The sequence below is a fragment of the Vibrio minamisatsumaniensis genome (genome assembly GCF_050337445.1).
GTDB lineage: Bacteria > Pseudomonadota > Gammaproteobacteria > Enterobacterales > Vibrionaceae > Vibrio > Vibrio artabrorum.
On the sequence record NZ_JAKJSY010000033.1, the window covers coordinates 19,383 to 45,625 of the forward strand.

Below are 26,243 nucleotides of genomic sequence, written 5' to 3' on the forward strand. Positions count from 1 at the left end.
GAAGGGACCATAGATATGGAAACAAGTTCAGCCGATAAAACATGTGCATGGGCGCTTAAACACGAACTTGAAAGGGAGTATCACGATAAGGAGTGGGGCGTACCTGTTTACGATGACCAAATATTGTTTGAGTTCATTACCTTAGAGGGAGCACAAGCGGGTCTTAGCTGGATTACGATCCTCAAAAAGCGTGAAGGCTATCGTGCCGCATTTGATGATTACGACCTCAACAAGTTAGCTGAGTTCAATGAAGACAACGTGCCACACATCATTGAACACTTCGATGTGGTTAAACACAAGGGTAAGATTGCGTCGGTATACAATAATGCACGAGCGACGCTTGAATTACAGAGAGAGTTCGGTTCTCTATCAAATGCCTTATGGCAATTTGTCGACAACAAGGTGGTTGATAATCCGTGGACTGAGATGTCTCAAGTTCCGGCTTCTACTGAGCAATCTAAAGCAATGAGCAAGTTTTTGAAGAAAAGAGGTTTTAAGTTTGTGGGGGAAACCATCTGTTACGCGTTTATGCAAGCAACCGGTATGGTGAATGACCATGTGCAAGGCTGCCCTCGAAAATAAACGTATCGTCCATTTTATGGTGAGAAATGATGCCGTAGGAGCGAAGGTTTTAATGGCTCCGTTTTACAGAAAAGGCAGGATATCCCTGCCTTTTTTAACGATTGATTTTACATTTAGGCTAAATCAAAGCGCTGTAGCGCTCTAAACCGGCTTTGAGATCGGCAATCAGGTCATCGACATCCTCTAAGCCAATATGAACGCGGATTAAGGTACCTTCGAAATTAGGATTGGCTACAGTTCTCAAACTGTCAAAGCTGTTGGGTTCATTAGCGAGGATCAAACTCTCAAACCCCCCCCAAGAATACCCCATGCTAAAATGTGTCATCCCATCAAGCAGTGCCGTGGTAGCTTGAGTATTTGAGCTTTTTAACACAAAAGAGAACAAGCCATTGCCACCCGTGAAATCGCGTTTAAAGAATTCATGACCAGGACAAGATTCAAGAGCTGGGTGACGTACATGGTCGACTTCTGGACGAGTTTCTAACCATTTCGCTACTTTCAAGCTATTCTCTGCGTGTTGGCGTAGTCGAACATCAAGTGTACGAATGCCACGAAGTGCAAGGTAAGCATCATCAGGTGAGACACATTGCCCCATCAAGTAACTCTGCTCTCTTAACTGGTCCCAACATTTCTCATTGGCGACAGCAGTACCTAACATCACATCAGAGTGACCAACAATGTATTTGGTTGCGGCTTGGATTGAAATATCAACGCCAAAATCAAACGCTGAGAAGTTAACACCTGCAGCCCAAGTGTTATCAAGCATAACGATAATCTCATGCTCGTGGGCAATACGTGCGAGAGTTGGAATGTCTTGAACTTCCATAGTGACTGAGCCTGGGGACTCGGTAAACAACACTTTGGTGTTTGGTTGGATGAGGTCTTGAATACCTTCACCAATAGTCGGTGGGTAGTAGGTGGTCTCTACCCCCATCTTCTTCATGATGGTGTCACAAAAATCACGAGTAGGTTCGTAACAAGTGTCGACCATCAAAATATGATCACCGGTTTCTACAAAAGAGAGGAGGGCATTCGAAATAGCAGCGGTCCCACAAGGGTACAGTGCGCACCCTGCCCCGCCCTCTATTTCAACCATTGCATCTTGAAAAGCAAAGTGTGTATTTGTTCCACGACGTCCGTAAAAAAGTGTTTTGTTAGCACGATTTATCGTAGCTTTGCGTTTTTCTTCTACTGAGTTAAACACAACAGTTGAAGCGCGTTGCACTGGTGGGTTAACAACACCATTCGTCCACTTCTTATCACGACCTGCGGTGATGAGCTTAGTGGTTTTGTTCTCGGACATACTGTGAATTCCTTATCAATCGGTTATGCCCTATTTAAAACATGCGAGTAGCCATTAAAGCAAGAGGATAACGTGAGTTTTTACTGTTTTTATTCCGCATTTTAATATTTTCCGCCTTTGAGAGGGAAACGTTAAAAAGCGAACGGTAGGAGGGGAGCCGGAATCATCGTCAGTCGGCGAACTTACGAATTTTAAAGCAATGGGTTAAATAAATAGAACAATCTTTCAAAAAAGCGATTGCGTAAGTTTCGTTGCTCCCAAATATCTAATTCCACTGGATGAGACGATTCAATATAGGATTGTTGTAGATCAAATAATTGTTTGGTGAAATGCACATCATCAACAGCAAGCGTCACTTCAAAGTTAAGCCATAGGCTACGCATGTCGATGTTGACGGTACCAATTAAGCAAAACTCCTCATCGATCACTACCGATTTTGTGTGAAGAAGGCCACCGTAAAACTCATAGACTTTTACGCCAGCTTCAAGCAGTTCAGTATAGAAGGCACGAGATGCCCATTTGACCATCAATGAGTCATTATTATGGGGGATGATAAGCTCTACTTTGACCCCACGCTGAGCGGTCATCTTAAGCGTCTCAAGCAAGTCGGCACTTGGAACAAAATAGGGGGTGGTGATCCGAACAGAACGATTCGCCTGATTGATGGCAATGGTCAACACTTGTAAGATCAAATATTCGGGCATGCCCGGCCCGGACGGAACCACCTGAACAGGGTGGTGTGTCATTATTTCTTCAATCGGACATTCAGGCAAATCGGGAAGAATTCGCTCGCCTGTTTCAACTTCCCAATCCCAACCATGGATGGCCGACAGCACGTTAACGGTCGGACCGGTCACTCGAACCATGACGTCGATCCATTGACCAACCCCTGAACTCTGTTTGAAATGCGCGGGATCGACCATATTCATTGAACCGGTATAGGCGATGGATTCGTCGATCACGATGATCTTACGATGCTGTCTTAAATCTAAGCGTCGTAAAAAAATACGCCATGGGCTGACTTCCAGAGCTTGTACGACTTGGACTCCCGCGTTCTCCATCATTGATCGCCAATGACTTTTGAAAAAACGAGGGCTGCCGGCTGAATCCAGTAAAACCTTAACATCGACGCCGCGTTTAGCCGCGCGAATAAGGGCGGACGCTACAGAGTCGGTTAGGCCTCCGGGATGCCAAATATAGAAAACCATCTTGATACTGGTTTGTGCATTTTCTATGTCTTCAATGATTGAGTGTAGGATCTCGTTGGGTGACGCTTGTAATGATAGCGTGTTACCACTAAGTGCCGGTATCCCCATTCTATTGTTACAGAGTTCATCAATTTTGTGGATTGGAGAACCGACTTCGCCGGGAAGGTGAACTTGGCAATCATTTAATTGGCGAAACCAAGCCTCGAAAGGAGCAAACATGTGATGTGCGCGCTCAGCTCTTTTTCGGCCTAGATTTAGCTCGCCGAATAGGAAATAACAAGCGACGCCAACAATTGGGATAATGTAGATCACCATTAGCCACGCAAGCGAAACGCTAACAGAGCGTCGTTTTAGTACGACACGAAACGTTACACCGGCTACGAGAACCCAGTACAAGCCAACAGAAGCTAAAGTTAAAAAATGGTAGAGCTTTTCCACATCGAATACTCGAAAAAAGGGATAGCTAGATAGTAATGCTATTTCATGGATATGGGAATTTAACGAATCAACTATTTACAAAATGGAGTGAGGATGTAGCTCAAGTTTTAGTTGTTAGGTTTAGGTTAACAAAACAGGAAAACGATTGCTTTGTGCGAAAGTTAGCCGTTCGGTCATAAATTTTTACATAGGTAACGAAATATGTACGGTTCGGACTTCCAATTTTATTCTTAAACTGGTTTACTTGTAAAATAATGAGCGTCAACCAAATTTTTAGGTGTGTAAACCGTTTTTACACCTTATCTTTTAAAGACGCCACTCAAAGCAATACATAACATCATATAACACAAAAGTTTGGAGTACACGTGGCTACGAGTAATACACCCACAACACCCCGCGATACCTGGGGTTCGAAGTTAGGATTCGTAATGGCTGCAGCAGGTTCTGCTGTTGGTCTTGGTAATATTTGGAAATTTCCATACACAGCTGGCGAAAGTGGTGGCGGTGCCTTCGTTGCGATTTACCTGTTTTTTGTAATATTTATCGGTTTTAGCGTCATGCTAACTGAATTTGCGATTGGTCGTCATACGCAAAAATCAGCAGTAGGAGCATTTAAATCGACAGACCGTCGTTGGACATTCGCTGGTGTTATTGGTGTGATCAGTGGCTTGCTTATCATGGGTTTCTACCCAGTCGTTGGCGGGTGGTCAATTGCTTACATTGGTAAAATTGCGAGCGGTCTTCTGGATACGCCTGAAGTGATCGGTGATAGCTTTGGTGGCTTTATCTCAGATCCAGTGCAACCTCTAATGTGGATGGGCTTATACTTACTACTGAATATCGTTATCGTGATAAAAGGTGTCTCTGGTGGTATTGAGAAGGCCGGTAAGGTCTTGATGCCACTTCTTTTTGTCATCCTTATTATTGTGTCTATTAAAGGCATCATGCTCCCAGGCGCGATGGCTGGTATCAACTTCCTGTTTAGCCCAGACTTCTCTAAAGTTGATAGCAACGTTATCTTAGCGGCACTAGGTCAAGCGTTCTTCTCTTTAAGCCTTGGTATGGGTTGTATGATGACATACGGTTCTTACCTTAAGAAGAAAGAGAACTTAATTCAGACTACGGCAATGGTAACAGCAATGGATACCGTGGTTGCGATTCTTGCTGGTATCGCGATGTTCCCTGCTATGTTCGCATTTGGCATGGAGCCTGCTGCGGGCCCTGGTTTGGTTTTCGTTGTTGTCCCACAGCTATTCGCTGAAATGGGTGGTGTAATTGGTCTTGTATTTGCTTTGATGTTCTTCGTGGCTTTAAGTGTTGCTGCACTCACTTCTTCAGTCTCTTTGCTGGAAGTTGTGGTAGCTTACTTAATCGATGAGAAAGGCATGAAGCGTGTAACGGCTGTGCTGTCTGCAAGTATCGTTATGGCAATTCTATGTATCTTCGCTTCTCTGTCTCTAGGTGGTTTTGGTCCAACGCTGTTTGATACAGGTGCATTTGATATCTTCGATCTACTAACGGATAAGATTTTCCTTGCTGTTGGCGGTATGTTGGTATGTATCTTCGCTGGTTGGAGACTTAACCGTGCCGATTTAGAGAAAGAAATCACTAACGATGGTGAGATCTCTTTCCCTCTATTCGGTTTATGGTACACGCTTGTTAAGTTTATCATCCCTGTGGCTATCGCAATTGTTGCGTTCATGGGTATCTCTTCTGGCTTCGAAAGCGGTAAGGGTGCAATCATGTTACTGGGTATTGGTATCATCGCTGTCGCTGCATTATTTTCTAAAAAGTTTTAATTGCAGTCAGTTAAGTCAATAAAAAACGGAAGCGAAAGGCTTCCGTTTTTTTTATGCCTAATACTTAATTATCAGCGAAAAATAAAAAGCGAGGCTCGCTAAAGTTATCCGTCATCTAGCCGATATAATGAGTATTGAGGACTGTTTGAGTCGGTGTTTTTATTTAAGAAGGTTTAGTGTGAAATTATCTGTAAGAAAGAAACTTTATTTAGGGTTTGGGGCAATATTAGCGGTGCTAATAGCGTTGGCTAGCGTTGTGTGGTTAGAAGTAAGTAACGCGTATAAGAGCGCCGATGAAGTTAGAACGGATGATGTTCCCGGTACCATCACTTACCTTCTATTGATTGATGACGCTGGAGATGTATACCGTGATGCGTTGGCAGCGCTCACACATGCTGATAATGCATTGAACGATTATCGTTCGAGTAAGCTCGATTTTGCTCAATCTATTGAACAAATAAAGCTTCTAGAAAGCCGAGGCTCTGATGATTATCGTCGAATCCAGAAAATCGAAGACTTGATGGCGAATTTTACTCAAGTATTTGAAAATAAGCTTATGCCGATGATTCACGATGACGTGGCGATGTTGTCCAATATTAAGCAGCTGAGAACCCTGTACGAACAAAACCTGATTCCAATTGAGACTATGCTAAGTCAAGCTTCTGCGAGTGAGAGAAAGGACACCGGTCTATCTTTGTCAACTTTAACCGATTCACTTAAAGCTATTGAGCGATCCATCATGACATTGTCGGCGATCGCTATTTTGTTTGGTTGTGGTATCGCATTTCTATTGTCTCGTTCTATTACTAACCGTTTAACTCGTGTTGAACAAGTTGCGCGACGAGTAGCAAATGGTGACCTGACAGCCGAGGATATCGTTGATGATTCCGGTGATGAGTTAGCGGATCTGGCGATGTCTGTTAATCAGATGCAAAAATCACTAGTCAGTCTTTTGAAGTCGATCTCTTCTGTCACTCATCAAGTTCAATCGGTGACCGGTGAGCTATCATCCATCAGTCACGACATTGTTTCTGGTGCTTCCGCTCAAGCGGATAAGGCTCACTTGATTGCAACGGCAGCTGAAGAGCTAAGTTTGACTATATCTGAAGTCGCGCAACAAGGCACTTCTACTTATGAAGAAGCTCGTCGATCTGAAACGTCTGCAGAAGATGGCCGCAACGTGATTGTTGAGATGGTGGCGAGTATCCAGCAAGCAAGTGTCGACTCAAATGAGCGATATGTCTCTGCAAATGAATACACTGGGTTCACACGGTGAGCAGATTGGCAGCGTGATTAAAGTCATTGAAGATATTGCTGAGCAAACCAACCTATTAGCTTTGAATGCAGCCATTGAAGCGGCGCGTGCGGGTGAGTTTGGACGTGGTTTTGCGGTTGTAGCGGATGAAGTTCGAGCGCTAGCTGAGAGAACCACGAAAGCAACACAAGAAGTGTCTGGCATTATTCAGTCGATTCAATCCGGAACACAAGAAGCGGTCACCTTTACTCAAAATAACTGCCGCTTGGTTGAGATTGGGGTCGAGCAAAGTTCCGGAGCGGTTTCAGCATTGGAAGCAATTGTCAGCGGTGCAGGTAACGTGCAAAGTATGATTAACTCTATCGCGACAGCAGCCGAAGAACAGACAGCGGTAACGAAAGAAATTGCAGCCGATATTACCGCGATCAGTGACATCTCTGAACAGTCATTACAGCTGGCTACCCGCAGCTCTGAAAACACTTTAGGTTTGAATGCAAAGGTTGCTGAGCTAGAAGCCTTGGTTAATAAGTTCAAACTTGCTTAATTCGCATTGGAAGGGATAGAGACCTAACCGTGTAAGTGGACGATGAAAAGAGAAGCCCAATGATTCAATATTTATTGAGTGAGTTGGGCTTTTTCGTTGCTGGAATCTGGGTTCAGACGCGGTATACTCCACGCTCTACAATGGAGCTAGCCTTGACATGTTCGATATTCTTCTGAACCACTCTGATTTTTTACTTATCAATAAGCATCCTGGAGTCAGCGTCCACAAAGACGATGGCGATACCATGTTGCTTCAAGAAGTTGCTAATGCAATCAATGAGCCTAAGCTGTATCTGGTTCATCGACTTGATAAAATGACCTCAGGTATTCTGCTGCTGGCAAAAAATGCGTCGGCGGCGAGCGAGCTTTCACAGCTATTTGCAAAGCGTGAAGTAGAAAAATACTACCTTGCGATTGGTTCTAAGAAGCCAAAGAAAAAGCAAGGTTTGATCTCAGGAGACATGGAGCGTTCACGACGCTCAAGTTGGAAACTTCTGACATCCAAAGAGAACCCTGCGATCACGCAGTTTTTATCCGCAACAGCTGACCCCGGTGAGCGTCTACTTTTATGTAAACCCTATACAGGGCGAACTCACCAGATCCGTGTCGCGATGAAGTCGATCGGCTCAGCCATTGTTGGTGACCCTATTTATAATCCATCGAGTGAGGCTGACAGAGGTTATCTGCATGCCTTCGCGATTCGATTTACCTATCAATCACAAGCCTACGAATATGTCTGCGATCCAAGAAGCCTAAACTCCTTGGGTGAGAAGTGGCATCAGGAAACCGTGTCGTACGGTTTGGACCGTTGGCTTGAACCTTGGTCATTAACGTGGCCAAAGCTAAACACTAAGTGAGTGAAATAATGGAAGCATCAGCTTTACCTCTGTTTTTTAGTCATATTGAACAGCAACTGAATGAAGTACCAAACGAACTACGTCGTATTTTTCACGGCCGCGGTAAGTTTTGGTCTGGGCTCGAACAACTGACATGTGACTGGGTTGATGGACAGCTACTGGTTAACGTGTTTAAAGAGGTAGACGACGAATTCTTGTCATCTCTAAAAGCGGGGTTGGTTGAACTCACTAACAAAGATATATGGCAATCAAAGCCGGGCACAAGCATTGTTCTGCAACACCGTTATGCCGATGGTGCACCTTCAGAGGTTCTATGGGGTGAACTCAATGACTCTCCGGTTGTGGTTGAGCATGGTCTTAAATACCAATTAGACATTGGCCGTAATCAGAACTTCGGTTTGTTTCTAGACATGCGTCATGGTCGCCAATGGGTACAAGATAATGCTAAGGATAAGAACGTTCTTAACCTGTTCGCATACACTTGTGGCTTCTCAGTAGCGGCTATCGCTGGTGGTGCTCGTCAATGCATGAACGTGGATATGTCTCGTGGCTCGCTAAACAAAGGCCGCGATAACCACCGTCTGAATGATCACGATATGCGCTCGGTTAATTTCCTTGGCTACGATATCTTTAAGTCGTGGGGGAAAATCAAGAAAGGCGGCCCTTACGAGCTCGTTATCATCGATCCGCCGTCGTTCCAAAAAGGCAGCTTTGCTTTAACTAAAGACTACAAAAAAATCTTACGTCGTTTACCTGAGCTTTTAACAGAAGGTGGAGAAGTGATTGCTTGTGTGAACTCACCGGCAGTATCACCAAACTTCCTGATTGAGACGATGGCAGAAGAAGCACCAAGCGTTGAATTCGTTGAGCGTCTCGACAACCCGCCTGAGTTTGTCGATGTCGACCTTGATTCAAGCTTGAAGGTGTTGAGATTTAAAATTAGCGCTTCTGCAGATGCCTAATTAGGTTTAAGTATTAGCTAGAATATAACAACGCCGCTCATCTGAGCGGCGTTTTTGTCTATGAGGAATCACGACTCTAGTATTAGGTGGTTTGATTCTTGAGTGTCTGGAACCCAAAATAGATACGCATAAATGTGGTTAGCCAACACGCCGCACCAAAGGTGTAAGCGATGACCGCAAAGTGCTCGGGCCAAATACAGAACGCGATGAAACAGGCGATGGTTTCTGTGCCTTCGGTTAACCCTGACATGTAGTAGAGAGACTTATGTTTATAGACGGGGTTTTCGATGCCTCGTTTGCCCGCCATAACGGCAAACGCTAAAAAGCTACTGCCTGTGCCAATAAAAGAGAAGATCAAAAATGCACCGGCAATGGCGTTGTGTTCAGGGTTGGCAATCACAAAACCAAATGGGATTAATGAGTAGAAAAGGAAATCGAGACTGATGTCAAGAAACCCCCCCGCGTCGCTAATGCCTTGGATTCGAGCTAACGCCCCATCCAGCCCATCACACACTCTGTTAAAGACGATAAAGCCTAAAGCCCACTCGTATTGCTCAAATGCCAATGCCGGAAACGCTAAGCACCCGACCAGAAAGCCAAATAGGGTAGTTTGATTAGCTTTGATACCAAATTGATTCAATAATTTTGCTGATTGGTTCAATGGCCACTTAATGACCTTGATGGCGTACTTATCCAGCATTGTTACTCCTCCATGGCCAAGACAGTACTTCTGCCCCTTGAGGCACGTCAGCTTCGTCGTGCGTGACCATTAGTGTTGGGATATTCGCTTTGGTCAGTTGTTCAAACACCCAATCGCGAAATTGCGCTCTTAATTCTTGGTCCAGTTTACTGAACGGTTCGTCAAGCAGGGCGAGTTTCGGCTTGGCTAGTAACATACGAGTTAAGCTGATTCTGGCGCGTTGACCACCAGATATTTGATCGGGGAAAGACTCAGCCAAGTGAGTCAGTTCAATGTCTTTTAATGCGTCCATTGCCTGCTGTTGGCGAGCGGAACCTTTAACAGAGTTAGGTAACGAAAAAGCCAAGTTTTCCCATACTTTGAGGTGCGGAAACAACAAGTCATCTTGAAATAAAATACCGACTTCACGTTGATGTGAAGGCTGGTTATCCAACGGAATGTCGTTTAACACAATGGTGCCTGAATATGAAAACTCTTCACTTAAGTGACCCGCAATCGCATCCAGTAAGGTCGACTTTCCGCAACCACTCGGCCCCATCAAAGCCAGTATTTGGCCAGATTCCAATGTTACGTTTAGCGCTGAGAACAGCGAATCCCCATCGGTTTTACGGATGGTGAGGTCGTTGAGGTACAGACTCATTACTTAGTAAACCTTTAAAAGTAAGACGGCGATATCTAAGTTGAAGTCGGTTGACTCCTATCGCTAGAGAGAAAAAGAATAGGGGTAATAAAGCCTGCCAGAGCGCATAGATTGCGGTTACTCTGCGGTCGAAGCCACTCGAAAGGGCGACCGCTTCTGTCGTGATAGTACTGACGCGCCCGGCACCGAGTATTAACGTTGGTAGGTACTGAGCGAAACTGACACTAATCCCAACGGCCCAGGCAAAAGCGATAGCGGGCAGCAAAATAGGCAGCTTAATCGAACACCAACTTTGAAACGGTGATTTACCTAAGCTTAGTGAGGCTTTAATCAGACCATTGTTGAAGCTTTTCCATGGGCCGTCCAAAGACAGATATACAAATGGGAAAGCAAAGAAAACATGCGCCCAAATCACCCAAAACTGATAGGCACTGCTGCCGATGTATAGCGTAGTGATTTGCAGACCAAACAATACCGAGAGTTGAGGTATTAACATAGGGATAGCGATAATAAAGCCCGGAACTTGCCATTTGTATTTCATTTGGTATTCGTGAGCAATTAGTGCAAGTAACAAAGCAACGGATGCGGCAATAAGACCGATCCACAAGCTTTGGCCAATGGTACCTAGGATGCTGTCCCACTCATACTCCCAAAATTGTATTGTGTATTGGCTCGGTAATAAGTCCGGAAAACGCCAACGTTGGGCGATGCTCCAGATCATCATCAATGGAAAAATGAAGAGTGACAATGCCGTCAGAGCTGAGAAGATCGTTTTCCCGGGTAAACGCCCCCCAGTTCTACCTGAATACTGCCAAGTTCTGCAGTGCTTGATAATGACCCATTCAATGAAACGAGCAAAGACGATGGTAAGCGATGCCAAGCCAAACAAAACAATAGCACCAGCAGCTGCTCGTGGTAATAAATTAAGGTTTGAGTCGTTAAACCATTGCCATACTAAGGTGGCAAAAGTCGGCGGGTTGGTCGGGCCAATAATCAATGCAATATCGACAACCGATACGCTATAAGCGAGCACAGCCAGCATTGGGAAACGAAGCTTAGTAAACCATTGTGGAAAAATACATTTCCACCAGATCTGAGCACGGTTATAACCCAGCGATGCACTGACCTTAGTGATACGTTCTACATCAATTTGCTGCAGTATCGATATGCTCATCAGCAATAAGAAGGGGACTTCCTTGAGTGCGAGCATAATGATTAAGCCGAACGCGTATGGGTCTTTTACCAATAACGCCAGTTCAGAGCTGGTAGCAGACTCGCCGAGCAAGTGATGTACGGCTCTTGCGCCAAGCCCCGTTGGGCTAAACAGAAAAGCAAAGCCGATAGCAAAAGCCACATGTGGGATGGCAAGCATTGGTGATAGCGTTAACTCAATCTTTCTCCAAAACTTGTTTCCCCAAGAGGCTTGAAGAATGCAAAAGGTTAGGAAGCAGGCAATATAGCTGCTTGCAATCGCTGAACCTAGGCTTAAGCCAATAGAGTGCCAAGCTCCTTCCCATTGAAAGACTTGGCTAAAACCGTTGAGTGTTGGCTTCTCTAAACCTAGTGGCGGGATAAAACTCAACGAAGAAGCGATCACTCCCGCTATCCCAGGGATTGTTGGGATAATGCACACTGCTATAACGACTAAATATAGGGCGCGTAACATTAAATTTAGTTACCGTATCGCTTTAGCCATTCGTTTTCGAGCGCGGTTTGCCAACTTGGGTGAGGTTCATCAACCGACTTGAATTGCTGAGTGTGTTTAGCGCTACCTGTTAGGTACTGACTACTTAATACTGAAGGGTCGCCCCAAATATTCAGGTCACCTTTGCGCGATTGAGCTTGAGGGCTAAGTAAAAAGTTGATTGTGACCAATGCGCCTGCAGAAGAGTGAGCATTCCAAGGAATGGCTAAGAAGTGAATGTTAGAAAGCGCTCCACTTTCTAGCGCATAAGCTTTGGTGCTTTTTGCCAGTTTACCACTCGCTTGAGCAGAAAAAACCGCATTGGGGTTGAATGTGATCGCGAGATCGATTTGCCCGTCATCAAGAAGTTGAATACTCTCAGAGGTGCCCGCTGGGAACTGTTTACCACCACGCCAAGCGACTTTATGGAATTTATCTAAGTACGCCCATAGTGGAGCGGTAATAGTTTGGAAATCGTCATTTGAAACTGGCTTAGACAGCGCAGGGCTATTGTTGGTCAGCTCAATGAGTAGTGATTTGATGAAGCTAGTACCGTGGAATTCAGGTGGTCGAGGATAGCTTAGGCGATTGGGAAAAGCTTGTGCGTAACTTAACATCTCTGAAAATGATTGTGGTGGGTTGTGTAATGTTTTTTGATCATGAATGAATACCAGTTGCCCCACGCCCCAAGGTGCTTCTAAACCTTCGGTTGGTTCTGAGAAGTCGACATCTATCGGCAGAGACTTATCGACGTATTGCCAGTTTGGAAGTGATTGAGTAAATGGACCGAATAGCAGGTGATTGTTTTTCAATGAACGGAAGTTTTCACCGTTAATCCATACAATATCAACGCTGCCTTCACTGTCCTTTCCTGCGGCTTTCTCAGCAATCAAACGAGTGGTTGTTTCCGCGATGTCTGTGACTTTTACGTGCTTTAAAGTCACGCCATATTCACTTTTTAACTGCTTGCCCGCCCACTGAATGTAACGGTTGATCTCTTGGCTACCGCCCCAGGCATGAAAGTAAACCGTTTGCCCTTTGGCCCGCTGTTCGATTTGGTTCCAGTTGTCGGTTGCTGACATTATTTCATCAGCATATACCGTCGTGCTGTATGCAACGGTTGCCATGACTCCTAACGTACTTACTATTTTGTTCATAAACTTTTCCATTTGGTCGTGAACGGGCAAGGGCATTGTGTTTCTGAATTCCCTAACAGTTATTCTATCTGTTTCTGAAATAATTTCTAATTCAGCAGTAAATTCAATCAATTACTTGAGGAACTTTTGCCATCCTATCAACAGACCGAGAAACCCGTGAATTTATTGCATCGAAATGAGAGGTTTTTGAGGTTTATTGAAAGTTGGTAAGAAAAGTAGGCGATGCGTGTCAATTTTTGAGGGAGAGTGAAGGCAAGCTGGCAATAAAAAAGGAGCGATAGGGCTCCTTTAATCAATATTGGTATTCGATGACGAGTTAGTTTACCCAGTCACGAATGATGTACGTTAGCGTATGTACATCGTTTTTCAGTACTAGCGTATCGTTTGTTAGTGTTACGTCGCTCCACTTGCTTAGAGTCGCAGAAACCGACTGTTCCATTTCCATCGTAGAGCCATGGCACATTTTCATTGTCATACCCATCTGCTTGATACGGAATTGACCGTCTTTCAGTTCGCCTTGACCGAAGAAGTTGTTACAACCAGCCATGCCGTTTGCCGTCAGCTTCTCGCCGATCTCTAGACGAGGGGCGGCTTGATCTTTGCTTTTCTCAATGTCCTTGCCATCAATTTGCGCCAATTCCCAATTATGGTGTTGGAGAGCGGTTGGTGTTACTTGAGTCGCGTTGCTACCTGTGGTTGTACATGCTGCTAACATCATAGGTAAAGCGGCTACTGCTAGTAATTTTTTTGAACTAAACTTCATGTGAAAAGGCTCCAAAGGAAAAACGAAGTTACTGGAAAAGGGTAACTTGATAGGGTGAAATTATAGTTAACCACACACTGTATGTGTCAGTATAAGGTTATAGTTTAGTATGAATTCTATAAGTTCGATGACTCATTTATTGCTGATTACTGAATGAGTGGGCCTGGTTTCGATTGATAAGGAGGCATGGTGGAGCAGTTAGAGTTTTTCAAAGTTCCAAACCCTTGTGTTGGGGTGTGTTCAAGTGATGACAAAGGTTATTGCCACGGTTGTATGCGTAAAAGAAATGAGCGTTTCAATTGGATGTCAATGACGCCATCTGAGCAACTGCATGTCATTAAGCTATGTCGCCAGCGCTACAGAAGAAAAATAATGAAGCAAAAAAGCGTGGTTGATCATTCGGTTGACGAAGAGGGCAATACCAGTCCCCAAAGAGATCTTTTTGGCTAGAGAGGTAGTATTAAGGTTTTATTTAACTCCGAAGTAACTATTACTTTACATAATGGTTGGGGTGTAATATTAAGGTAGATACCTTTGTATCTGAGGGAGTGGTGTCGGTATGAATAAAAAGAACGCAAAACTCAAAAAAGCGCCAGTCAAAGCACTGGACAGAAAACCGATTGGGGCGAAAGATGACCCTGAAGAGGCCCCGCGTGATTGGCATTCGATGTCAGAAGAAGAACGAATGGAAATCCTTTCTCACCTTTCAGACATGCCTTTCCAATAACATCACTGGTTCTTCAGAGTCTTTCTTAACGCTCGATTCTCAGAAATAAAAATGCGACTAAACAAACATGTGATTCGCTTTTGTTACACCACGATGGTATGTACAAAATGTATCATTGGCCTCGGTGGTTTTACTGTGAATTTTAATGTTGGTTATCACTTCTACAGCCCCAGCATCGTAACAAGCTTGTTCCGCCTTTTTAACGATATCGAGTAGTTGGTTGAGTTCACCTTTCATTGTGGTTTCCATCGCGCCAATTTGAAAAGGCACATCGGCTGCTTTCACAACTTCAATCGCTTTATCAACCACTTCGAAGTTGTTGCCTTCTTTAACTCGAGGGATCACTTGAAAGGCAACCATTACTTCTGTTTCTCTTTTTAACTCAGACACTTTCTGCTTACTCAATGATAGGAAATTGTTGCAGATGATAGGTTAATGCGGAGACAAATTCCGCAGCCAACTAAGCAACTTTCATGGCAATGAAGCGCGATGTAGGTTTACTTGCTACCCCAGTGGTCGCTCACCCAACCACCAATGTGCTCATCAAAATGACAGCCACTGAACCGTTGGTTACGTTCCACCGAGTTGTCAGAGTCACCTTTGTTGTCTATTAGGTTTTGTATGTGGTTTGCCATCGGATCATTGGAACGTTGACGATCTCGGCGGGTTGCCACTTCCTTGATCAGTTGTAATCGATATGTAGAGCTAGCACGTTTCATTTCAATGACCTCCTGTTGTAGACACTAATAGAAAAATTTAGTTGTCGGACATTGAGGCGTCAATGTGAATTTATAGTATTTTTTTTGAGCAACCAAGAATCAATACGTTGGCATCATAGTTCATAACAGAGTCATTTAAGTTGGCATCTTTACGGAAGCTTTTTTGAGGTTGGAGAGGTTTGTTGCATATAAATAAGCCCAGTGCACACTGAGCTGATTGTTCTTTTTCTGATTATTTTGAGCTATTTGGTTTGCTTTTAAATTGCTTAATGCTCTTCTTTTTAGCTGTTCTTCGGTTGGCCATTTTATCTTTAGGTGGACGCTTGCGAGTTATCGCATCAGATGCAGGTTGGTCTGTTACAGGAAAACCTTCTAATGGTTGCAGCACTAGCGGCTTATTGGTTAGGGTGCGAATCGCATTCAGGTAATCAGTTTCGCTGTGGCTAACCAGAGAGATCGCGCAGCCAGTACTTCCTGCTCTTGCTGTGCGACCAACTCGGTGTACGTAAGTTGCTGAGTGAGAGGGCAATTCGAAGTTAATCACGACAGGTAACTGATCAATATGGATGCCTCTAGCCATGACGTCGGTCGCGATAAGCACACGAGTCTCGCCATTTTTGAAACTGTCTAATGCTTGCTCTCTTTCTTCTTGGCTCTTATTTCCATGTAACGCACTGACACTGATTTTGGCTTTATTTAATCGCTTGGTTAATGTATCGGCATTGTCTTTTGCGCCAATAAATACCAACACTTGTGGCCATGTGTGTTGATTGAGTAGGGCAATGAGTGCTTGAGCTTTACTGCCTTTGTTCACTAAGTACAGGGTTTCTTCGATAGTCGCGACCACGCTGTTTTCTTGATGTGTCGTGACTTTAATTGGATTTGAAAGAAGCGCTTCCGCTTGCCCCACTAATTCGGGAGGAAGTGTTGCAGAGAACAACAGTGACTGGCGTTTGCTAGGCAGTGCTGCGGTAATCGCTTGAATATCGGGCCAAAAGCCCATGTCGATCAGGCGATCGGCTTCATCAAGAACCAATGATAGACACTGAGCTAATTCCAGTTCACCACTTTTAATTAAAGCAAGTAGGCGGCCTGGTGTCGCGATGGCTAATTGTGGTTTAGGCGTTAATTGTTGCTGTTGATCATCCGTATTCACGCCTCCCGTTAGCGTTACCAATTTGATATCGAGTGCTGTTGCGATCGGTTCTAAAGATTCGGTCACTTGAGATGCAAGCTCACGCGTTGGAACAATGATAAGCGCTTGCAGTTCATGTACATCTTGGTTGATGTTATTCAGTAAAGGTAAGCCGAACGCCAATGTTTTTCCGCTGCCTGTCTGCGCTAATGCGAGAATGTCTTTTTTCGCAATAATGACAGGAATGGCTGCTTGTTGTATCTCTGTCGGTTTACGGAATTGAGAAGAGATGGTAGCCACAATTTTTGAGCTAAGAGTGAGTGTATCAAATGACATAACTGAACCCAGTATCAAAATAGATGTGGAGTTTAACAGGAGGATAAAAGTTAGAGAATGAGTTTTGTTCCCTGACTGAACAAACTTATCTGATTTCTACAAGACGACGTATTGATGAGGCTACATTGGCAAGATTTCAGGGCAACATCTTCAGAATAAGTCGAAAGTCGTGACTTATATGATTCATCTCTCATTTTTTTTATAATTTGAGGCGATATTGTGTTTTTCTGCTTTATTGCTTAAAATATCCGCTTGTGAATTGGATATAATCAATAGCCATTAATGATTAATTTGCTGAATGTGTCCTTTTTTGACCAACGTATTCAACAACCGATATTGATTAAGAGTTTTAGAAAGAGACGGAGAGTCACTGATGTGTGAAGATTCATTCACCCAAAAACGCCAATTTTATCGCTTAAAGTACCCCAAAAGGGCACGTCCGGTGATGCGAATTAAGGATGAACTTTTTCATGTCAGTGAAGTTTCTGAAAAAGGTATACGTCTGATTATGAGCAAGCTGAATCCTGTTTATCGTGGCCTCTCTATGGTGGGTTCCTTGAGGCTGCATAGTAATTATAATATTGATATTTCAGGATCTGTGTTGCGACAAGAAGGTGACGAAGTGATCATTAAACTGTCAAAAGGTCCAAGCTTTAAAGATATGGTGTCTGAGCAAAGACGCATCAGGCAACGATACCCTGTGTTTTTTGCAAGCTTAAGAGTGGCTTAAAAGCGACTGACGTTAGATTCCTTAAGGCGCAAATCGCTCATTCTAAGCAGAGATTAAAAAGCCCAGCACTTTCACAAGTGCTGGGCTTTGTTCTATCAATCAAACTAGATACAGGGACAAACTATAGAGCTTAGTGACTTTATAGCTCGTCTACTGTTGCCCAAACCGCGGCTAGCATGTCGTGACCAAATGCGACACTGCGCTCTGGAGACCAGCCGTAAAGCTCGTCAGCATGGCTGATGTGATCTTTGAATGGCATCTCGACAGTATAAGCCAAACACTTAAACTGCTCACCAATCCAGTTTGTGCCAACTGTCATATTCGCTTTACCAGGTTCGTCTTTATCGTAACCAAATTCATCTTGGAACTCTGGTGTAATCGTTAGCAGTGCCTGCTTGAAGTGGTTCTCTAGCTTCGCGATGCGCTCGTTGTAAGAAGGTGTGCCTTCGCTACCCGCGACAAAGTTATATGGAATCGCTTCGTCGCCGTGAATGTCTAAGCACATATCAACGCCCGTTTCTAACATGCGTTCGCGAACAAGGAATACCTCTGGGCTGCGCTCCATCGATGGTGACTGCCATTCACGGTTCAGGTTTACACCAATCGCGTTAGTGCGTAAGTGACCGCGGATGCTGCCATCTGGGTTCATGTTTGGTACAACGCGGAACACAACGCTGTCTAGAAGAGAGCGACCGACGGTATCTGTTTCATCAAGCAGGCGTTGCAGCAGACCTTCGATCAGCCATTCAGCCATCGTCTCGCCTGGGTGTTGGCGACCAATAACCCAAATGTTTTTCTTCTCTTTACTTGGCTCACCGATGGTTAGCAAAGTGATGTCGTTGTTGTCTAGTGTGTGACCTAGAGTTTCTAGCTTACAAGCCGGGTGCGTTTGCGCGCTGTGCAGAAGATCTTGATGACGATCGTATGAGTACGGCGCGAAGTACGCGAAATACATTGAATCGTGCTCAGGGATGATATCAAAGCTTAAGATATCGCCATCGAACTGAGACGGAATACGGAACCACTCTTCACGGTCATATGATGCAACGACATCGTAATCTTTCCAACCTTCAGGGTAGGCAGATGTTGCTAATTGACCGATTTCAAAATGGTGATCTTGTAGAGCTTCGCTTTCTAAACGAAAGTGAAACCATTGAGAGATTTCAGTCTGGTTGTCTGCTGGGATAGTCAGTTGAATGTTTTGTGGTGAATCTGCTGAAACGACGTGAATGTTGCCGCTTTCAAAATTGCTGAAAATTTTCATTGTAGTTCTTATCTCGTAGTTGAGTTGCCGTAAGATTAGCACACTTTTTTTTCGAGAAAACCACTAACTAAATCGTCACCAGATGTTATTTGAACTTGAAGTGATCTTTTTAACTCTTTGAGGCTTATAGATAAAATATCAATAAACTGTTCAGGAAATTATCATGAATCGAATTAATCCAAAAAAATTACTTCACAGTAAATGGACAGCGGTTAGCCCGGTAAAGAAAGAAAAGCACTTTATGGTCACAGAAGTCGAATTCGAAGAAGGGGAGGTTATTCGTTGTTTCATCGAGGCGGTGATGACCAAGCGACAAGAAGCCATCAATTGGCGGGATTTGACTGATAATGGTCATTGGCTTCCAGGTTGGAAGTAAGAGCCTGAAGTAAAGAGGGGTAAAGAGGAGTAAAGCGCCGCTCCACGTTTAACGGCTCGCCCCCGTTCGTAATTGCCAGTATTTGAGCCCTTCTAATACACCTTCAGCGTGTGTGGCTCTGCTGGTGTACACATTGTCTCGATCAGACAAGTGAGCGACCTCAGGGTAATGGTTCGCCACCAATATTGAGTTTACGCCTTCTATAGTCAGCATAGCGGTATCGTTGGCAGAATCGCCGGCCACGCACACTTCCTCAACGCTCAACTTGTGTTGTTTAAGTAGATGATGAATTGCTGTGGCCTTATTAACACCTCTAGGCGTGATATCTAAGTACCAATCGTGAGAGTAGGTGAGGTGTACATCTACCCCGTGCAATTTTAAGCTCGATTCGATCTGCTCGTACTGAGGGTCTGAAAGTTTCCCTTTAAAGGTCATTTTATAATCACCCTGATGGTTCTCTATACGTTCACCCATGAAATCGAGTGGGGCAAGTGCTGACTCAACCTTTGATTTGTTCCAAGAAGATTCTAATTGGTTATGCCAAATATGATCAGGTTTTTGGGAGTAATTGTGATGAATTCTGGTGCCTACATCGCTGATAATACTGTGTGGCTTCGGGTAGTTGTTAGAGGCTAAGCCAACTCGGATTGAGGGCAGCGTTCTACCCGTCGCGATGATAAAGCGGATATCGGGTTGTTTTGTTAAGTAGTCAAATAGCCGATTAACACCATGAGAAGAGCCGCCATCAAGCGTACCGTCAAAGTCACATACCAGCATTTTTATCATTAGAATTCCTTGTCCTTTTCTTTCATTTATTTCAGAAAGAGTGTCCATTTACGCTTTAAAGGATGGCTCAGTAATGAGCACTCTACAAGGTGTGTTTCAGCTCAGAGAGCCTACATTTGATAGTTTGTAGCAAGTATCACAGTTGGTGCTGTGTTTTGATCTTCTGGATAGTGAAATCAAATGAGCATTCGTTGACTTTAGGCGATTCGCCTTTGATTCATAGGCAGAGGAAAGTGCGAACTTTATCTTGTTACAGAGCGTGCTGCCTGATTTTTAATGACCTTCTAATGGTAAAAAATGGTTAGTATTGAAATTATTTGTGCACAAATGACTTATGCTTGTTTTTAACCTGTCTGGCCGATTGTTGGCTAGAATGTAAAACAAATATTCAACAACACATTTGTCAGCGGTATGTAATCGCGATTAGAGCTTATACCTTTATTTTTCAGTGTATTGCTGTATGTTTTGTGGTTGTTAAACCATGTTCCTCTTGGTTTTCTTGATGCTGATATCTGTTATTTACGGTACGGCACCTCTTGATTTGGTCTGGCCAATTAATTAGAGTGCTAAGTGTTTTTTCGAGTTTAAATGAACTATTTTTAAGTTTAAGTAACCGTTTTTAAGTTTAAAAAACTAAGAAAGGATTAGATTTTATGGATCCCATACTGGAAGTTAAGGGACTGTACAAGGTGTTTGGTGAAGACACCGACCGTGCTTTTACGATGATTGATAAAGGCGCAAACAAAGACAAAATTTTTGAAGAAACCGGTCTAACGATCGGCGTTAATGATGTTTCTCTTACTATTCAAGAAGGTGAGATTTTCGTCATAATGGGCTTGTCAGGATCGGGCAAATCAACCTTAGTTCGCCTTCTGAATCGCCTAATCGAACCTACCAAAGGTCATGTGCACCTTCGAGGCAAAGACATTGCCCATATCTCAGAAGATGAACTGCGCGAAGTTCGTCGTAATAACATCTCCATGGTTTTCCAAAATTTTGCACTGATGCCTCATATGACAGTGATTGAAAACGCCGCGTTCGGTCTCGAGTTGGCGGGTATCGAAGTCGACAAACGTAAACAGTCTGCATTTGAAGCGCTCGAGCGAGTCGGTCTCGGACCTTATTCAGAATCGTATCCAGATGAATTATCCGGTGGTATGAAACAGCGTGTTGGTTTGGCACGTGCTCTAGCATGTGACCCCGATATCTTGTTAATGGATGAAGCGTTCTCTGCACTCGACCCTTTGATTCGTACGGAAATGCAAGACGAGTTAATTCGACTTCAAAATGACGATAAAAGAACCATTGTTTTTATCTCGCACGATTTGGATGAAGCGATGCGCATTGGTGACCGAATTGCGATTATGCAAAATGGCGAAGTGGTTCAAGTGGGGACGCCTGACGAGATCTTAACTAGCCCTGCGAATGACTACGTTGAAGCCTTCTTCCGTGGTGTCAATATCGCGAGTACTCTTACGGTGAAAGATATTGCGCGCAAGAAGCCAGCAGCAGTATTTAAGAAATCTGAGCACGACGGTCCTGCTTCTGCTCTACAAATTTTGATGGATAACGACCGTGAATACGGCATCGTTGTTGAGAAAAACAGTCTTTACTCAGGCATTGTGTCTATTGACTCCCTTCGAAAAGCCCAAAAAGAGAGAAGCTCTTTAGTTAGCGCGCAGCTTGCTGATGGATTAACGCTCAATCCGGATTTACCAATCAATGATGTGCTCGGCCTTGTTGGTGGGGTGCCTTATTCCGTACCTGTTGTGGATGATAACGGCAATTACTTTGGCGTGGTGACTAAATCACGACTGTTACAAACATTGGATAAGGGGTAGATCATGTCATCGGAACAAACAAATAATGACCCATGGTCTCAGTCTGCTCCCGTCGCTCAAACCGCAAGTGACCCTTGGGGCCAAGCGGCTGATACTTCACCCTCAGCCGATTGGCTCAGTAGTGAAACGGTAGACGTTACTCCTTTTGATCCACTGAACCCTTTTGCTGACGCTGTACTGCCCGTCGATACCTGGGTTGAGTCTGGGCTAAATTGGCTCGTTGATCACGGACGCCCATTGTTTCAGACAATACGTGTGCCTATCGATTTTATTTTAAGCTCATTTGAAACAGCCTTGACCTCTACGCCGGCGCCATTCATGCTCATCATTTTGTTTTTAGTCGCATGGCAGTTTTCAAACCTGAAGTTGGGTGTAGCGACAGCTGTATCTTTGACTTTCATTGGTTTGATTGGCGCTTGGTCTGAAGCGATGACGACATTGTCATTGGTTATGACGTCGGTCTTTTTCTGTTTGTTGATTGGCTTACCCATGGGGATATGGCTCGCCCGCAGCAATACCGCGGCCAAATTTGTACGCCCAATTCTGGATGCGATGCAAACGACGCCTGCCTTCGTTTATCTCGTACCCATTGTGATGTTGTTTGGTATCGGCAATGTGCCGGGCGTGGTGGTGACCATCATATTCGCACTTCCTCCTGTTGTACGTTTGACTATCTTGGGTATTCAGCAAGTACCTGAAGAATTGATCGAAGCGGGTCACTCATTCGGTGCCAGCAAAAAGCAGATGCTTTACCGAATTCAACTACCACTTGCACTGCCAACCATCATGGCGGGCGTGAACCAAACACTGATGTTATCGTTATCGATGGTGGTTATAGCCTCAATGATCGCAGTCGGGGGTTTAGGTCAAATGGTACTGAGAGGTATTGGTCGTTTAGATATGGGATTGGCTGCTGTTGGTGGCTTGGGCATCGTTATTCTTGCCATCTTACTTGACCGCATCACCCAAGTACTGGGCGCAAATGCAGGCAATACAAAATTACGCTGGTATCACATGGGGCCTGTCTCCATGGTACTTAAAGCGCTAAATCGCGGAAAACAATCAGAATTACAATTAAGGAAAAACATCAATGGATAATTCATGGAAGAGCATACTTACTGCTAGCATCGTTTCTACATTAGCGGTATCAACGAACGTGTGGGCGGCAAGCTTACCCGGTGAGGGGGTTTCGGTTCAGCCTGTTCAATCTTCTGTCGCTGAAGAAACATTTCAAACGTTGATCGTTAACCGTGCTCTAGAAGAATTGGGTTACGATGTAAAAGCAACACAAGAAGTCGACTACAACGTCGCTTACACCTCTATCGCAAAGGGTGATGCAACGTTCCTAGCTGTCGGTTGGTTCCCGCTTCATGCTGATAAATACAAAATGGCGGGTGGTGATGATAAATTCTACCGTAAAGGTCAGTACGTTAGTGGTGCAGCGCAAGGGTACCTAATTGATAAAAAAACGGCTGAAAAGTACAACATCACTAACATTGGTCAGTTGGCTGATCCTAAAATTGCAAAATTGTTTGATGCAAACGGTGATGGTAAAGCAGACCTTACGGGCTGCAACCCAGGTTGGGGTTGTGAAATGGTTATCGAGCATCAACTTTCAGCATTTAAACTGAACGACACCGTCACTCATAATCAAGGTAACTATGCCGCTATCATTGCTGACACCATTTCACGTTACCAAAAGGGTGAGCCCATCCTTTACTACACTTGGACACCATACTGGGTGAGTGGTGTATTGGTTCCAAATAAGGATGTTGTATGGTTAGAAGTTCCATTCTCCTCTCTTCCTGGCGATCGTGCTAATGTGGATACCACTTTATCTAATGGCAAAAACTACGGCTTTGAAATGAACTCAATGCGTATTATTGCTAACAAAGAGTTTGCAAAAAACAACCCGGCAGCAGCGAAGCTTTTTGAAATCATGAAGCTGAATATCAACGATGTCAGTGCTCAGAATATGATGATGAGTAAAGGTAAAAACAGCTCTGCTGATATCGAAGCGCACGTCGATGGTTGGATTAAAGCAAACCAGAAAACGTTTGATGCTTGGATTGCAGAATCAAAAAAAGCGGCGCTTTAATTCGATAGTCAGATCGTGTTTAGTGTCTGTGTAGAGTCATTGAACCGCTTTCAAATGAAGTAAAAAGACGAAAAGAATAATGATTTCAAAGCCAGTCTTCCTATTTGGAAGACTGGCTTTTTTTGGGTCTGATGTAGGACTCGCGTGTAAGCATCGCTAAATTTGCGACCTTGGCTTTCTGTCATTTGCTAAGCTAAGCGTCAAACTTCGTCATCAACACGAAATTGAATTTCAGTGTCCATGAGTAACTCTTAACTTGACGTGTGTACAAATGTTAGCGCTGGAGTTGAGCGAGGGCAGTTAACAAACGACTAAGGCGGATTCACAACGCTTGGCGCCATAATTTCAATTCAGTAAGGGTTCAATTGCCTTACCGAAATACCACTTGCGTTCCTTCGCCACAATCACAAGAAATACTATAAGTATCCTTCTTCTTGGTGACTTTTAAACCACTGGAGTTGCAGGAGTGGCAGCGAATGCGCATTGCAGTATTGGTTTTACACTGAGGGCAGAAAACGTAGTATCCGTACTTGCCATACTTTGGTTCTGTTTCTTTACTCTGGCATTTTTTGCAAGAAAAACCATATTCAATGCTCGGTTTGGTCGTCTTATCTTCGGCTGAGTCGCGACTTGTAGAGCTAGGAACTATCTCGATGTCTGCTGCAGAACTTGTTGCTGTAGGGGTGTGTTGGTCAATGAGAAAGTTGATGATTCGATAAAGTTCATCACGGCTAAAATTAGGATTAGCGTTTAGAATAGTACCTGAACGATGTTGTTTGATTAGTTTTTTAACAGCGCTCCCAATAGACTCTGCCTTAGTGAGTTTCTTGGATATACTTTTGGGTGCTGAGTTACGGTCTATTAAGGCATCATTTGAAGCTGCACATAGTTGATCCCAGCAACGTCCACCAAAGTACCCTTGAAGAAAGGCTACCTTTTCTAGCAGTGATTGAGCGTTCTCATTTAATAATGCTTTTAAGAGTTGGCTCTGGAGTTTAGCTTGTTCGATTGGAGACGGCATTCCCGTCCACTTTCCCCTAACAGTTCGGCTCCACTCTAATTGTTCATTGATTTTCACTTCACCTCGAATTGATTTTGATTCGATAATAATGAATCCCTTGTTATAGATAACGAGGTGGTCAATTTGTGCGGTTTCATTTTTTAGTTGCACCCGCAGATCGTTGATAATGAAAACATCACTTGTTTCTCCAAACTCTCGGCGTAAATAGAAGGCGACATCCCGCTCAACTTGAGCTCCTGCTTTTTGTCGAGGATCAGTATCTGGCTTTGAGTCTCTATCCTTGGTAATCATTTGAGCGTCCTAACGTTTTCATCTCTAAAGATTATCAAATGCACTATAATTCATATTGATTTTGATTCGAATTATGCGACATAAGTGCTCCTTCAAAAGAAAGTAACAGCACTTTTGTCCCCTTAATCCACCCAAGCAAGTTAAACGTTCGAAAATTAGAGTTACGGAACCTTGGCCGTAAGCATATCGAAAAGCTTGTACACCATTGGCAATCTCAAGGCTTAGCCGCTGGCACAATTAAAACCAGAATGACTCACTTACGATGGCTATCGGAGAAAATTGGCAAACCTGGACTCTTACCAAAAAGTAACCTGTTACTTGGCATAGAAAACTGCACATATGTCACCAATCAAAATAAGGCGCGTCACCTTTACAATGCGCAATTATCTAGAATCAATGATCGCAAGCTTTCGGTTGCAAGCAGCTTTTGGCTTACGTAGAGAAGAGAGCATGAAAATCCAAATTAACCTTGCGGATAGAGGTGAAAAATGGGTAGGAGAGGGTTCTTTGATCCCTAAGAACGCCAAATACGCGAATCAAATGAAACGCTATGAGAGAGCATGTATCAAGATGGGGTTAGACCGAGCGCACGGCTTAAGGCATGCGTATGCTTTGAGGTAAGAATGGTCATTACTGAAGAATTAGGGCATGGAAGGGAAGAGGTTACCGCCGTTTACCTAGGGTGCTAAATTAACGGTTAGATTCCAACAACCGAGCTTAAAAGTGTTCTAGGTTAGAACACTTTTTGTCATTTTTCGGAGGAGCAAAATATTCAAAATCAGAACATTTTTAGCTGTTTATCTGTACTAATTCTAACTTGTTCTTGCCCCATTTTGTGTTAGATCTTTTACTCATTCATATCTTGTTTATCTGAGTTTGACCTACTCAAACTTATCCACTTGAGTTGAGAACTTAGCGTTCCCGTTTTTAGGCGACATTTTGTAGCTTAGTATCCCTTGTCTTACTTTAACTTATTGATTGTTAATTGAATTAATATGATTAAGAGTGCATCATATAGAAGAAAAAGA

24 protein-coding genes and 2 pseudogenes are annotated in these 26,243 nt (G+C 43.8%); 13 read left to right on the forward strand and 13 right to left on the reverse strand.

What is annotated here, in order from left to right; all coding sequences use genetic code 11:
• The first annotated feature begins 15 nt into the window (after positions 1-15).
• On the forward strand, positions 16-582 hold the full coding sequence (locus L4B77_RS09235) for a DNA-3-methyladenine glycosylase I (RefSeq protein WP_261839383.1): 567 nt from the start codon (positions 16-18) through the stop codon (positions 580-582).
• Between the two features lie 118 nt (positions 583-700).
• On the opposite strand, the gene L4B77_RS09240 is transcribed toward L4B77_RS09235, so the two are convergent.
• Together L4B77_RS09240 and cls are read right to left on the reverse strand one after the other, a co-directional pair.
• Entirely contained in the window at positions 701-1,885 is a 1,185-nt protein-coding gene (locus tag L4B77_RS09240; RefSeq protein WP_372040628.1) for a cystathionine beta-lyase, read from the reverse strand.
• A 191-nt stretch (positions 1,886-2,076) separates the two neighbouring features.
• The gene (gene cls, locus L4B77_RS09245; RefSeq protein ID WP_261839385.1) at positions 2,077-3,531 is read right to left on the reverse strand and encodes a cardiolipin synthase; all 1,455 of its coding nucleotides are present in this window, start codon (positions 3,529-3,531) and stop codon (positions 2,077-2,079) included.
• Between the two features lie 365 nt (positions 3,532-3,896).
• Here cls and L4B77_RS09250 point away from each other — a divergent pair, with 365 nt between their 5' ends.
• The 4 genes and pseudogenes from L4B77_RS09250 (at position 3,897) to L4B77_RS09265 (ending at position 8,947) form a co-directional block, all read left to right on the forward strand.
• A complete protein-coding gene (locus L4B77_RS09250) occupies positions 3,897-5,330 on the forward strand; it encodes a sodium-dependent transporter (protein ID WP_429749979.1) in 1,434 nt (477 codons plus the stop codon).
• Between the two features lie 178 nt (positions 5,331-5,508).
• Positions 5,509-7,129 (forward strand): annotated as a pseudogene (locus L4B77_RS09255) (methyl-accepting chemotaxis protein).
• A 157-nt stretch (positions 7,130-7,286) separates the two neighbouring features.
• Positions 7,287-7,985, forward strand: a complete 699-nt coding sequence (locus L4B77_RS09260) for a TIGR01621 family pseudouridine synthase (RefSeq protein WP_261839388.1) — start codon at positions 7,287-7,289, stop codon at positions 7,983-7,985.
• Between the two features lie 8 nt (positions 7,986-7,993).
• Positions 7,994-8,947 carry a class I SAM-dependent methyltransferase gene (locus L4B77_RS09265; protein ID WP_429749982.1) on the forward strand — a complete coding sequence of 318 codons (954 nt, stop codon included), beginning with the start codon at positions 7,994-7,996 and terminating at the stop codon, positions 8,945-8,947.
• A gap of 82 nt (positions 8,948-9,029) precedes the next feature.
• Here the strand turns inward: L4B77_RS09265 and L4B77_RS09270 are convergent, their stop codons facing one another.
• The 5 genes from L4B77_RS09270 to L4B77_RS09290 all read right to left on the reverse strand — a co-directional run bounded on the left by L4B77_RS09270 (position 9,030) and on the right by L4B77_RS09290 (position 13,891).
• Positions 9,030-9,647: a CDP-alcohol phosphatidyltransferase family protein gene (locus tag L4B77_RS09270; protein ID WP_261839390.1), complete on the reverse strand. Its 618-nt coding sequence runs from the start codon at positions 9,645-9,647 to the stop codon at positions 9,030-9,032.
• Entirely contained in the window at positions 9,637-10,287 is a 651-nt protein-coding gene (locus L4B77_RS09275) for an ATP-binding cassette domain-containing protein (RefSeq protein WP_429749985.1), read from the reverse strand. Before L4B77_RS09275 ends, L4B77_RS09270 begins: the two co-directional genes overlap by 11 nt.
• Positions 10,253-11,953: an ABC transporter permease gene (locus L4B77_RS09280; protein ID WP_429749987.1), complete on the reverse strand. Its 1,701-nt coding sequence runs from the start codon at positions 11,951-11,953 to the stop codon at positions 10,253-10,255. Before L4B77_RS09280 ends, L4B77_RS09275 begins: the two co-directional genes overlap by 35 nt.
• A gap of 5 nt (positions 11,954-11,958) precedes the next feature.
• A complete protein-coding gene (locus tag L4B77_RS09285) occupies positions 11,959-13,128 on the reverse strand; it encodes an ABC transporter substrate-binding protein (protein WP_261839393.1) in 1,170 nt (389 codons plus the stop codon).
• Between the two features lie 316 nt (positions 13,129-13,444).
• Entirely contained in the window at positions 13,445-13,891 is a 447-nt protein-coding gene (locus tag L4B77_RS09290) for an META domain-containing protein (protein WP_372041721.1), read from the reverse strand.
• 186 nt (positions 13,892-14,077) lie between these two features.
• On the opposite strand from L4B77_RS09290, the gene L4B77_RS09295 reads away from it, so the two are divergent.
• On the forward strand, positions 14,078-14,341 hold the full coding sequence (locus L4B77_RS09295; RefSeq protein ID WP_429749990.1) for a DUF1289 domain-containing protein: 264 nt from the start codon (positions 14,078-14,080) through the stop codon (positions 14,339-14,341).
• A 109-nt stretch (positions 14,342-14,450) separates the two neighbouring features.
• Positions 14,451-14,618, forward strand: coding sequence for a hypothetical protein (locus L4B77_RS09300; protein ID WP_261839396.1), 168 nt, complete (start codon positions 14,451-14,453; stop codon positions 14,616-14,618).
• Positions 14,619-14,675: 57 nt separating this feature from the next.
• Here L4B77_RS09300 and L4B77_RS09305 read toward each other — a convergent pair whose 3' ends face one another.
• The 3 genes from L4B77_RS09305 to L4B77_RS09315 form a co-directional block, all read right to left on the reverse strand.
• Positions 14,676-14,978: a thiamine-binding protein gene (locus tag L4B77_RS09305; RefSeq protein WP_261839689.1), complete on the reverse strand. Its 303-nt coding sequence runs from the start codon at positions 14,976-14,978 to the stop codon at positions 14,676-14,678.
• Positions 14,979-15,115: 137 nt separating this feature from the next.
• Positions 15,116-15,337 carry a hypothetical protein gene (locus L4B77_RS09310; RefSeq protein WP_429749992.1) on the reverse strand — a complete coding sequence of 74 codons (222 nt, stop codon included), beginning with the start codon at positions 15,335-15,337 and terminating at the stop codon, positions 15,116-15,118.
• A 232-nt stretch (positions 15,338-15,569) separates the two neighbouring features.
• Complete coding sequence (locus L4B77_RS09315) at positions 15,570-16,808, reverse strand: DEAD/DEAH box helicase (RefSeq protein WP_429749994.1); 1,239 nt, start codon at positions 16,806-16,808, stop codon at positions 15,570-15,572.
• 373 nt (positions 16,809-17,181) lie between these two features.
• Between L4B77_RS09315 and L4B77_RS09320 the strand changes: the two genes are divergently transcribed.
• Positions 17,182-17,538, forward strand: coding sequence for a PilZ domain-containing protein (locus L4B77_RS09320; RefSeq protein ID WP_261839399.1), 357 nt, complete (start codon positions 17,182-17,184; stop codon positions 17,536-17,538).
• Positions 17,539-17,677: 139 nt separating this feature from the next.
• Here L4B77_RS09320 and L4B77_RS09325 read toward each other — a convergent pair whose 3' ends face one another.
• Positions 17,678-18,802: a M14 family metallopeptidase gene (locus L4B77_RS09325; RefSeq protein ID WP_429749996.1), complete on the reverse strand. Its 1,125-nt coding sequence runs from the start codon at positions 18,800-18,802 to the stop codon at positions 17,678-17,680.
• Positions 18,803-18,965: 163 nt separating this feature from the next.
• On the opposite strand from L4B77_RS09325, the gene L4B77_RS09330 reads away from it, so the two are divergent.
• Positions 18,966-19,178, forward strand: a complete 213-nt coding sequence (locus L4B77_RS09330) for a TIGR02450 family Trp-rich protein (RefSeq protein ID WP_429749998.1) — start codon at positions 18,966-18,968, stop codon at positions 19,176-19,178.
• A 48-nt stretch (positions 19,179-19,226) separates the two neighbouring features.
• Here the strand turns inward: L4B77_RS09330 and L4B77_RS09335 are convergent, their stop codons facing one another.
• A complete protein-coding gene (locus L4B77_RS09335; RefSeq protein ID WP_429750000.1) occupies positions 19,227-19,964 on the reverse strand; it encodes an HAD-IIB family hydrolase in 738 nt (245 codons plus the stop codon).
• Positions 19,965-20,617: 653 nt separating this feature from the next.
• Here L4B77_RS09335 and proV point away from each other — a divergent pair.
• The 3 genes from proV to proX are packed head-to-tail and all read left to right on the forward strand — an operon-like array spanning position 20,618 to position 23,903.
• Positions 20,618-21,805, forward strand: coding sequence for a glycine betaine/L-proline ABC transporter ATP-binding protein ProV (gene proV / locus L4B77_RS09340; RefSeq protein WP_261839403.1), 1,188 nt, complete (start codon positions 20,618-20,620; stop codon positions 21,803-21,805).
• Positions 21,806-21,808: 3 nt separating this feature from the next.
• On the forward strand, positions 21,809-22,903 hold the full coding sequence (gene proW / locus L4B77_RS09345) for a glycine betaine/L-proline ABC transporter permease ProW (protein ID WP_261839404.1): 1,095 nt from the start codon (positions 21,809-21,811) through the stop codon (positions 22,901-22,903).
• On the forward strand, positions 22,896-23,903 hold the full coding sequence (gene proX, locus L4B77_RS09350; RefSeq protein WP_429750003.1) for a glycine betaine/L-proline ABC transporter substrate-binding protein ProX: 1,008 nt from the start codon (positions 22,896-22,898) through the stop codon (positions 23,901-23,903). Before proW ends, proX begins: the two co-directional genes overlap by 8 nt.
• A gap of 370 nt (positions 23,904-24,273) precedes the next feature.
• Here proX and L4B77_RS09355 read toward each other — a convergent pair whose 3' ends face one another.
• A complete protein-coding gene (locus tag L4B77_RS09355; RefSeq protein WP_429750005.1) occupies positions 24,274-25,215 on the reverse strand; it encodes a nuclease-related domain-containing protein in 942 nt (313 codons plus the stop codon).
• A gap of 137 nt (positions 25,216-25,352) precedes the next feature.
• Between L4B77_RS09355 and L4B77_RS09360 the strand changes: the two are divergent.
• Positions 25,353-25,904 (forward strand): annotated as a pseudogene (locus L4B77_RS09360) (phage integrase N-terminal domain-containing protein); the annotation flags it as partial.
• Positions 25,905-26,243 lie beyond the last annotated feature (339 nt).

Excerpts from the sequence above, each read along its gene's own strand:
- L4B77_RS09335 (WP_429750000.1), bottom strand. The coding sequence starts at position 19,964 with ATGATAAAAATGCTGGTATGTGACTTTGACGGTACGCTTGATGGCGGC.
- L4B77_RS09260 (WP_261839388.1), top strand. The coding sequence starts at position 7,287 with ATGTTCGATATTCTTCTGAACCACTCTGATTTTTTACTTATCAATAAG.
- proV (WP_261839403.1), top strand. The coding sequence starts at position 20,618 with ATGGATCCCATACTGGAAGTTAAGGGACTGTACAAGGTGTTTGGTGAA.
- proW (WP_261839404.1), top strand. The coding sequence starts at position 21,809 with ATGTCATCGGAACAAACAAATAATGACCCATGGTCTCAGTCTGCTCCC.
- L4B77_RS09270 (WP_261839390.1), bottom strand. The coding sequence starts at position 9,647 with ATGCTGGATAAGTACGCCATCAAGGTCATTAAGTGGCCATTGAACCAA.
- L4B77_RS09300 (WP_261839396.1), top strand. The coding sequence starts at position 14,451 with ATGAATAAAAAGAACGCAAAACTCAAAAAAGCGCCAGTCAAAGCACTG.
- L4B77_RS09290 (WP_372041721.1), bottom strand. The coding sequence starts at position 13,891 with ATGAAGTTTAGTTCAAAAAAATTACTAGCAGTAGCCGCTTTACCTATG.
- L4B77_RS09315 (WP_429749994.1), bottom strand. The coding sequence starts at position 16,808 with ATGTCATTTGATACACTCACTCTTAGCTCAAAAATTGTGGCTACCATC.
- L4B77_RS09280 (WP_429749987.1), bottom strand. The coding sequence starts at position 11,953 with ATGTTACGCGCCCTATATTTAGTCGTTATAGCAGTGTGCATTATCCCA.
- L4B77_RS09275 (WP_429749985.1), bottom strand. The coding sequence starts at position 10,287 with ATGAGTCTGTACCTCAACGACCTCACCATCCGTAAAACCGATGGGGAT.
- L4B77_RS09235 (WP_261839383.1), top strand. The coding sequence starts at position 16 with ATGGAAACAAGTTCAGCCGATAAAACATGTGCATGGGCGCTTAAACAC.
- L4B77_RS09355 (WP_429750005.1), bottom strand. The coding sequence starts at position 25,215 with ATGATTACCAAGGATAGAGACTCAAAGCCAGATACTGATCCTCGACAA.
- L4B77_RS09265 (WP_429749982.1), top strand. The coding sequence starts at position 7,994 with ATGGAAGCATCAGCTTTACCTCTGTTTTTTAGTCATATTGAACAGCAA.
- proX (WP_429750003.1), top strand. The coding sequence starts at position 22,896 with ATGGATAATTCATGGAAGAGCATACTTACTGCTAGCATCGTTTCTACA.
- L4B77_RS09305 (WP_261839689.1), bottom strand. The coding sequence starts at position 14,978 with ATGGTTGCCTTTCAAGTGATCCCTCGAGTTAAAGAAGGCAACAACTTC.
- L4B77_RS09310 (WP_429749992.1), bottom strand. The coding sequence starts at position 15,337 with ATGAAACGTGCTAGCTCTACATATCGATTACAACTGATCAAGGAAGTG.
- L4B77_RS09295 (WP_429749990.1), top strand. The coding sequence starts at position 14,078 with ATGGTGGAGCAGTTAGAGTTTTTCAAAGTTCCAAACCCTTGTGTTGGG.
- L4B77_RS09285 (WP_261839393.1), bottom strand. The coding sequence starts at position 13,128 with ATGAACAAAATAGTAAGTACGTTAGGAGTCATGGCAACCGTTGCATAC.
- L4B77_RS09240 (WP_372040628.1), bottom strand. The coding sequence starts at position 1,885 with ATGTCCGAGAACAAAACCACTAAGCTCATCACCGCAGGTCGTGATAAG.
- L4B77_RS09320 (WP_261839399.1), top strand. The coding sequence starts at position 17,182 with ATGTGTGAAGATTCATTCACCCAAAAACGCCAATTTTATCGCTTAAAG.
- L4B77_RS09325 (WP_429749996.1), bottom strand. The coding sequence starts at position 18,802 with ATGAAAATTTTCAGCAATTTTGAAAGCGGCAACATTCACGTCGTTTCA.
- L4B77_RS09330 (WP_429749998.1), top strand. The coding sequence starts at position 18,966 with ATGAATCGAATTAATCCAAAAAAATTACTTCACAGTAAATGGACAGCG.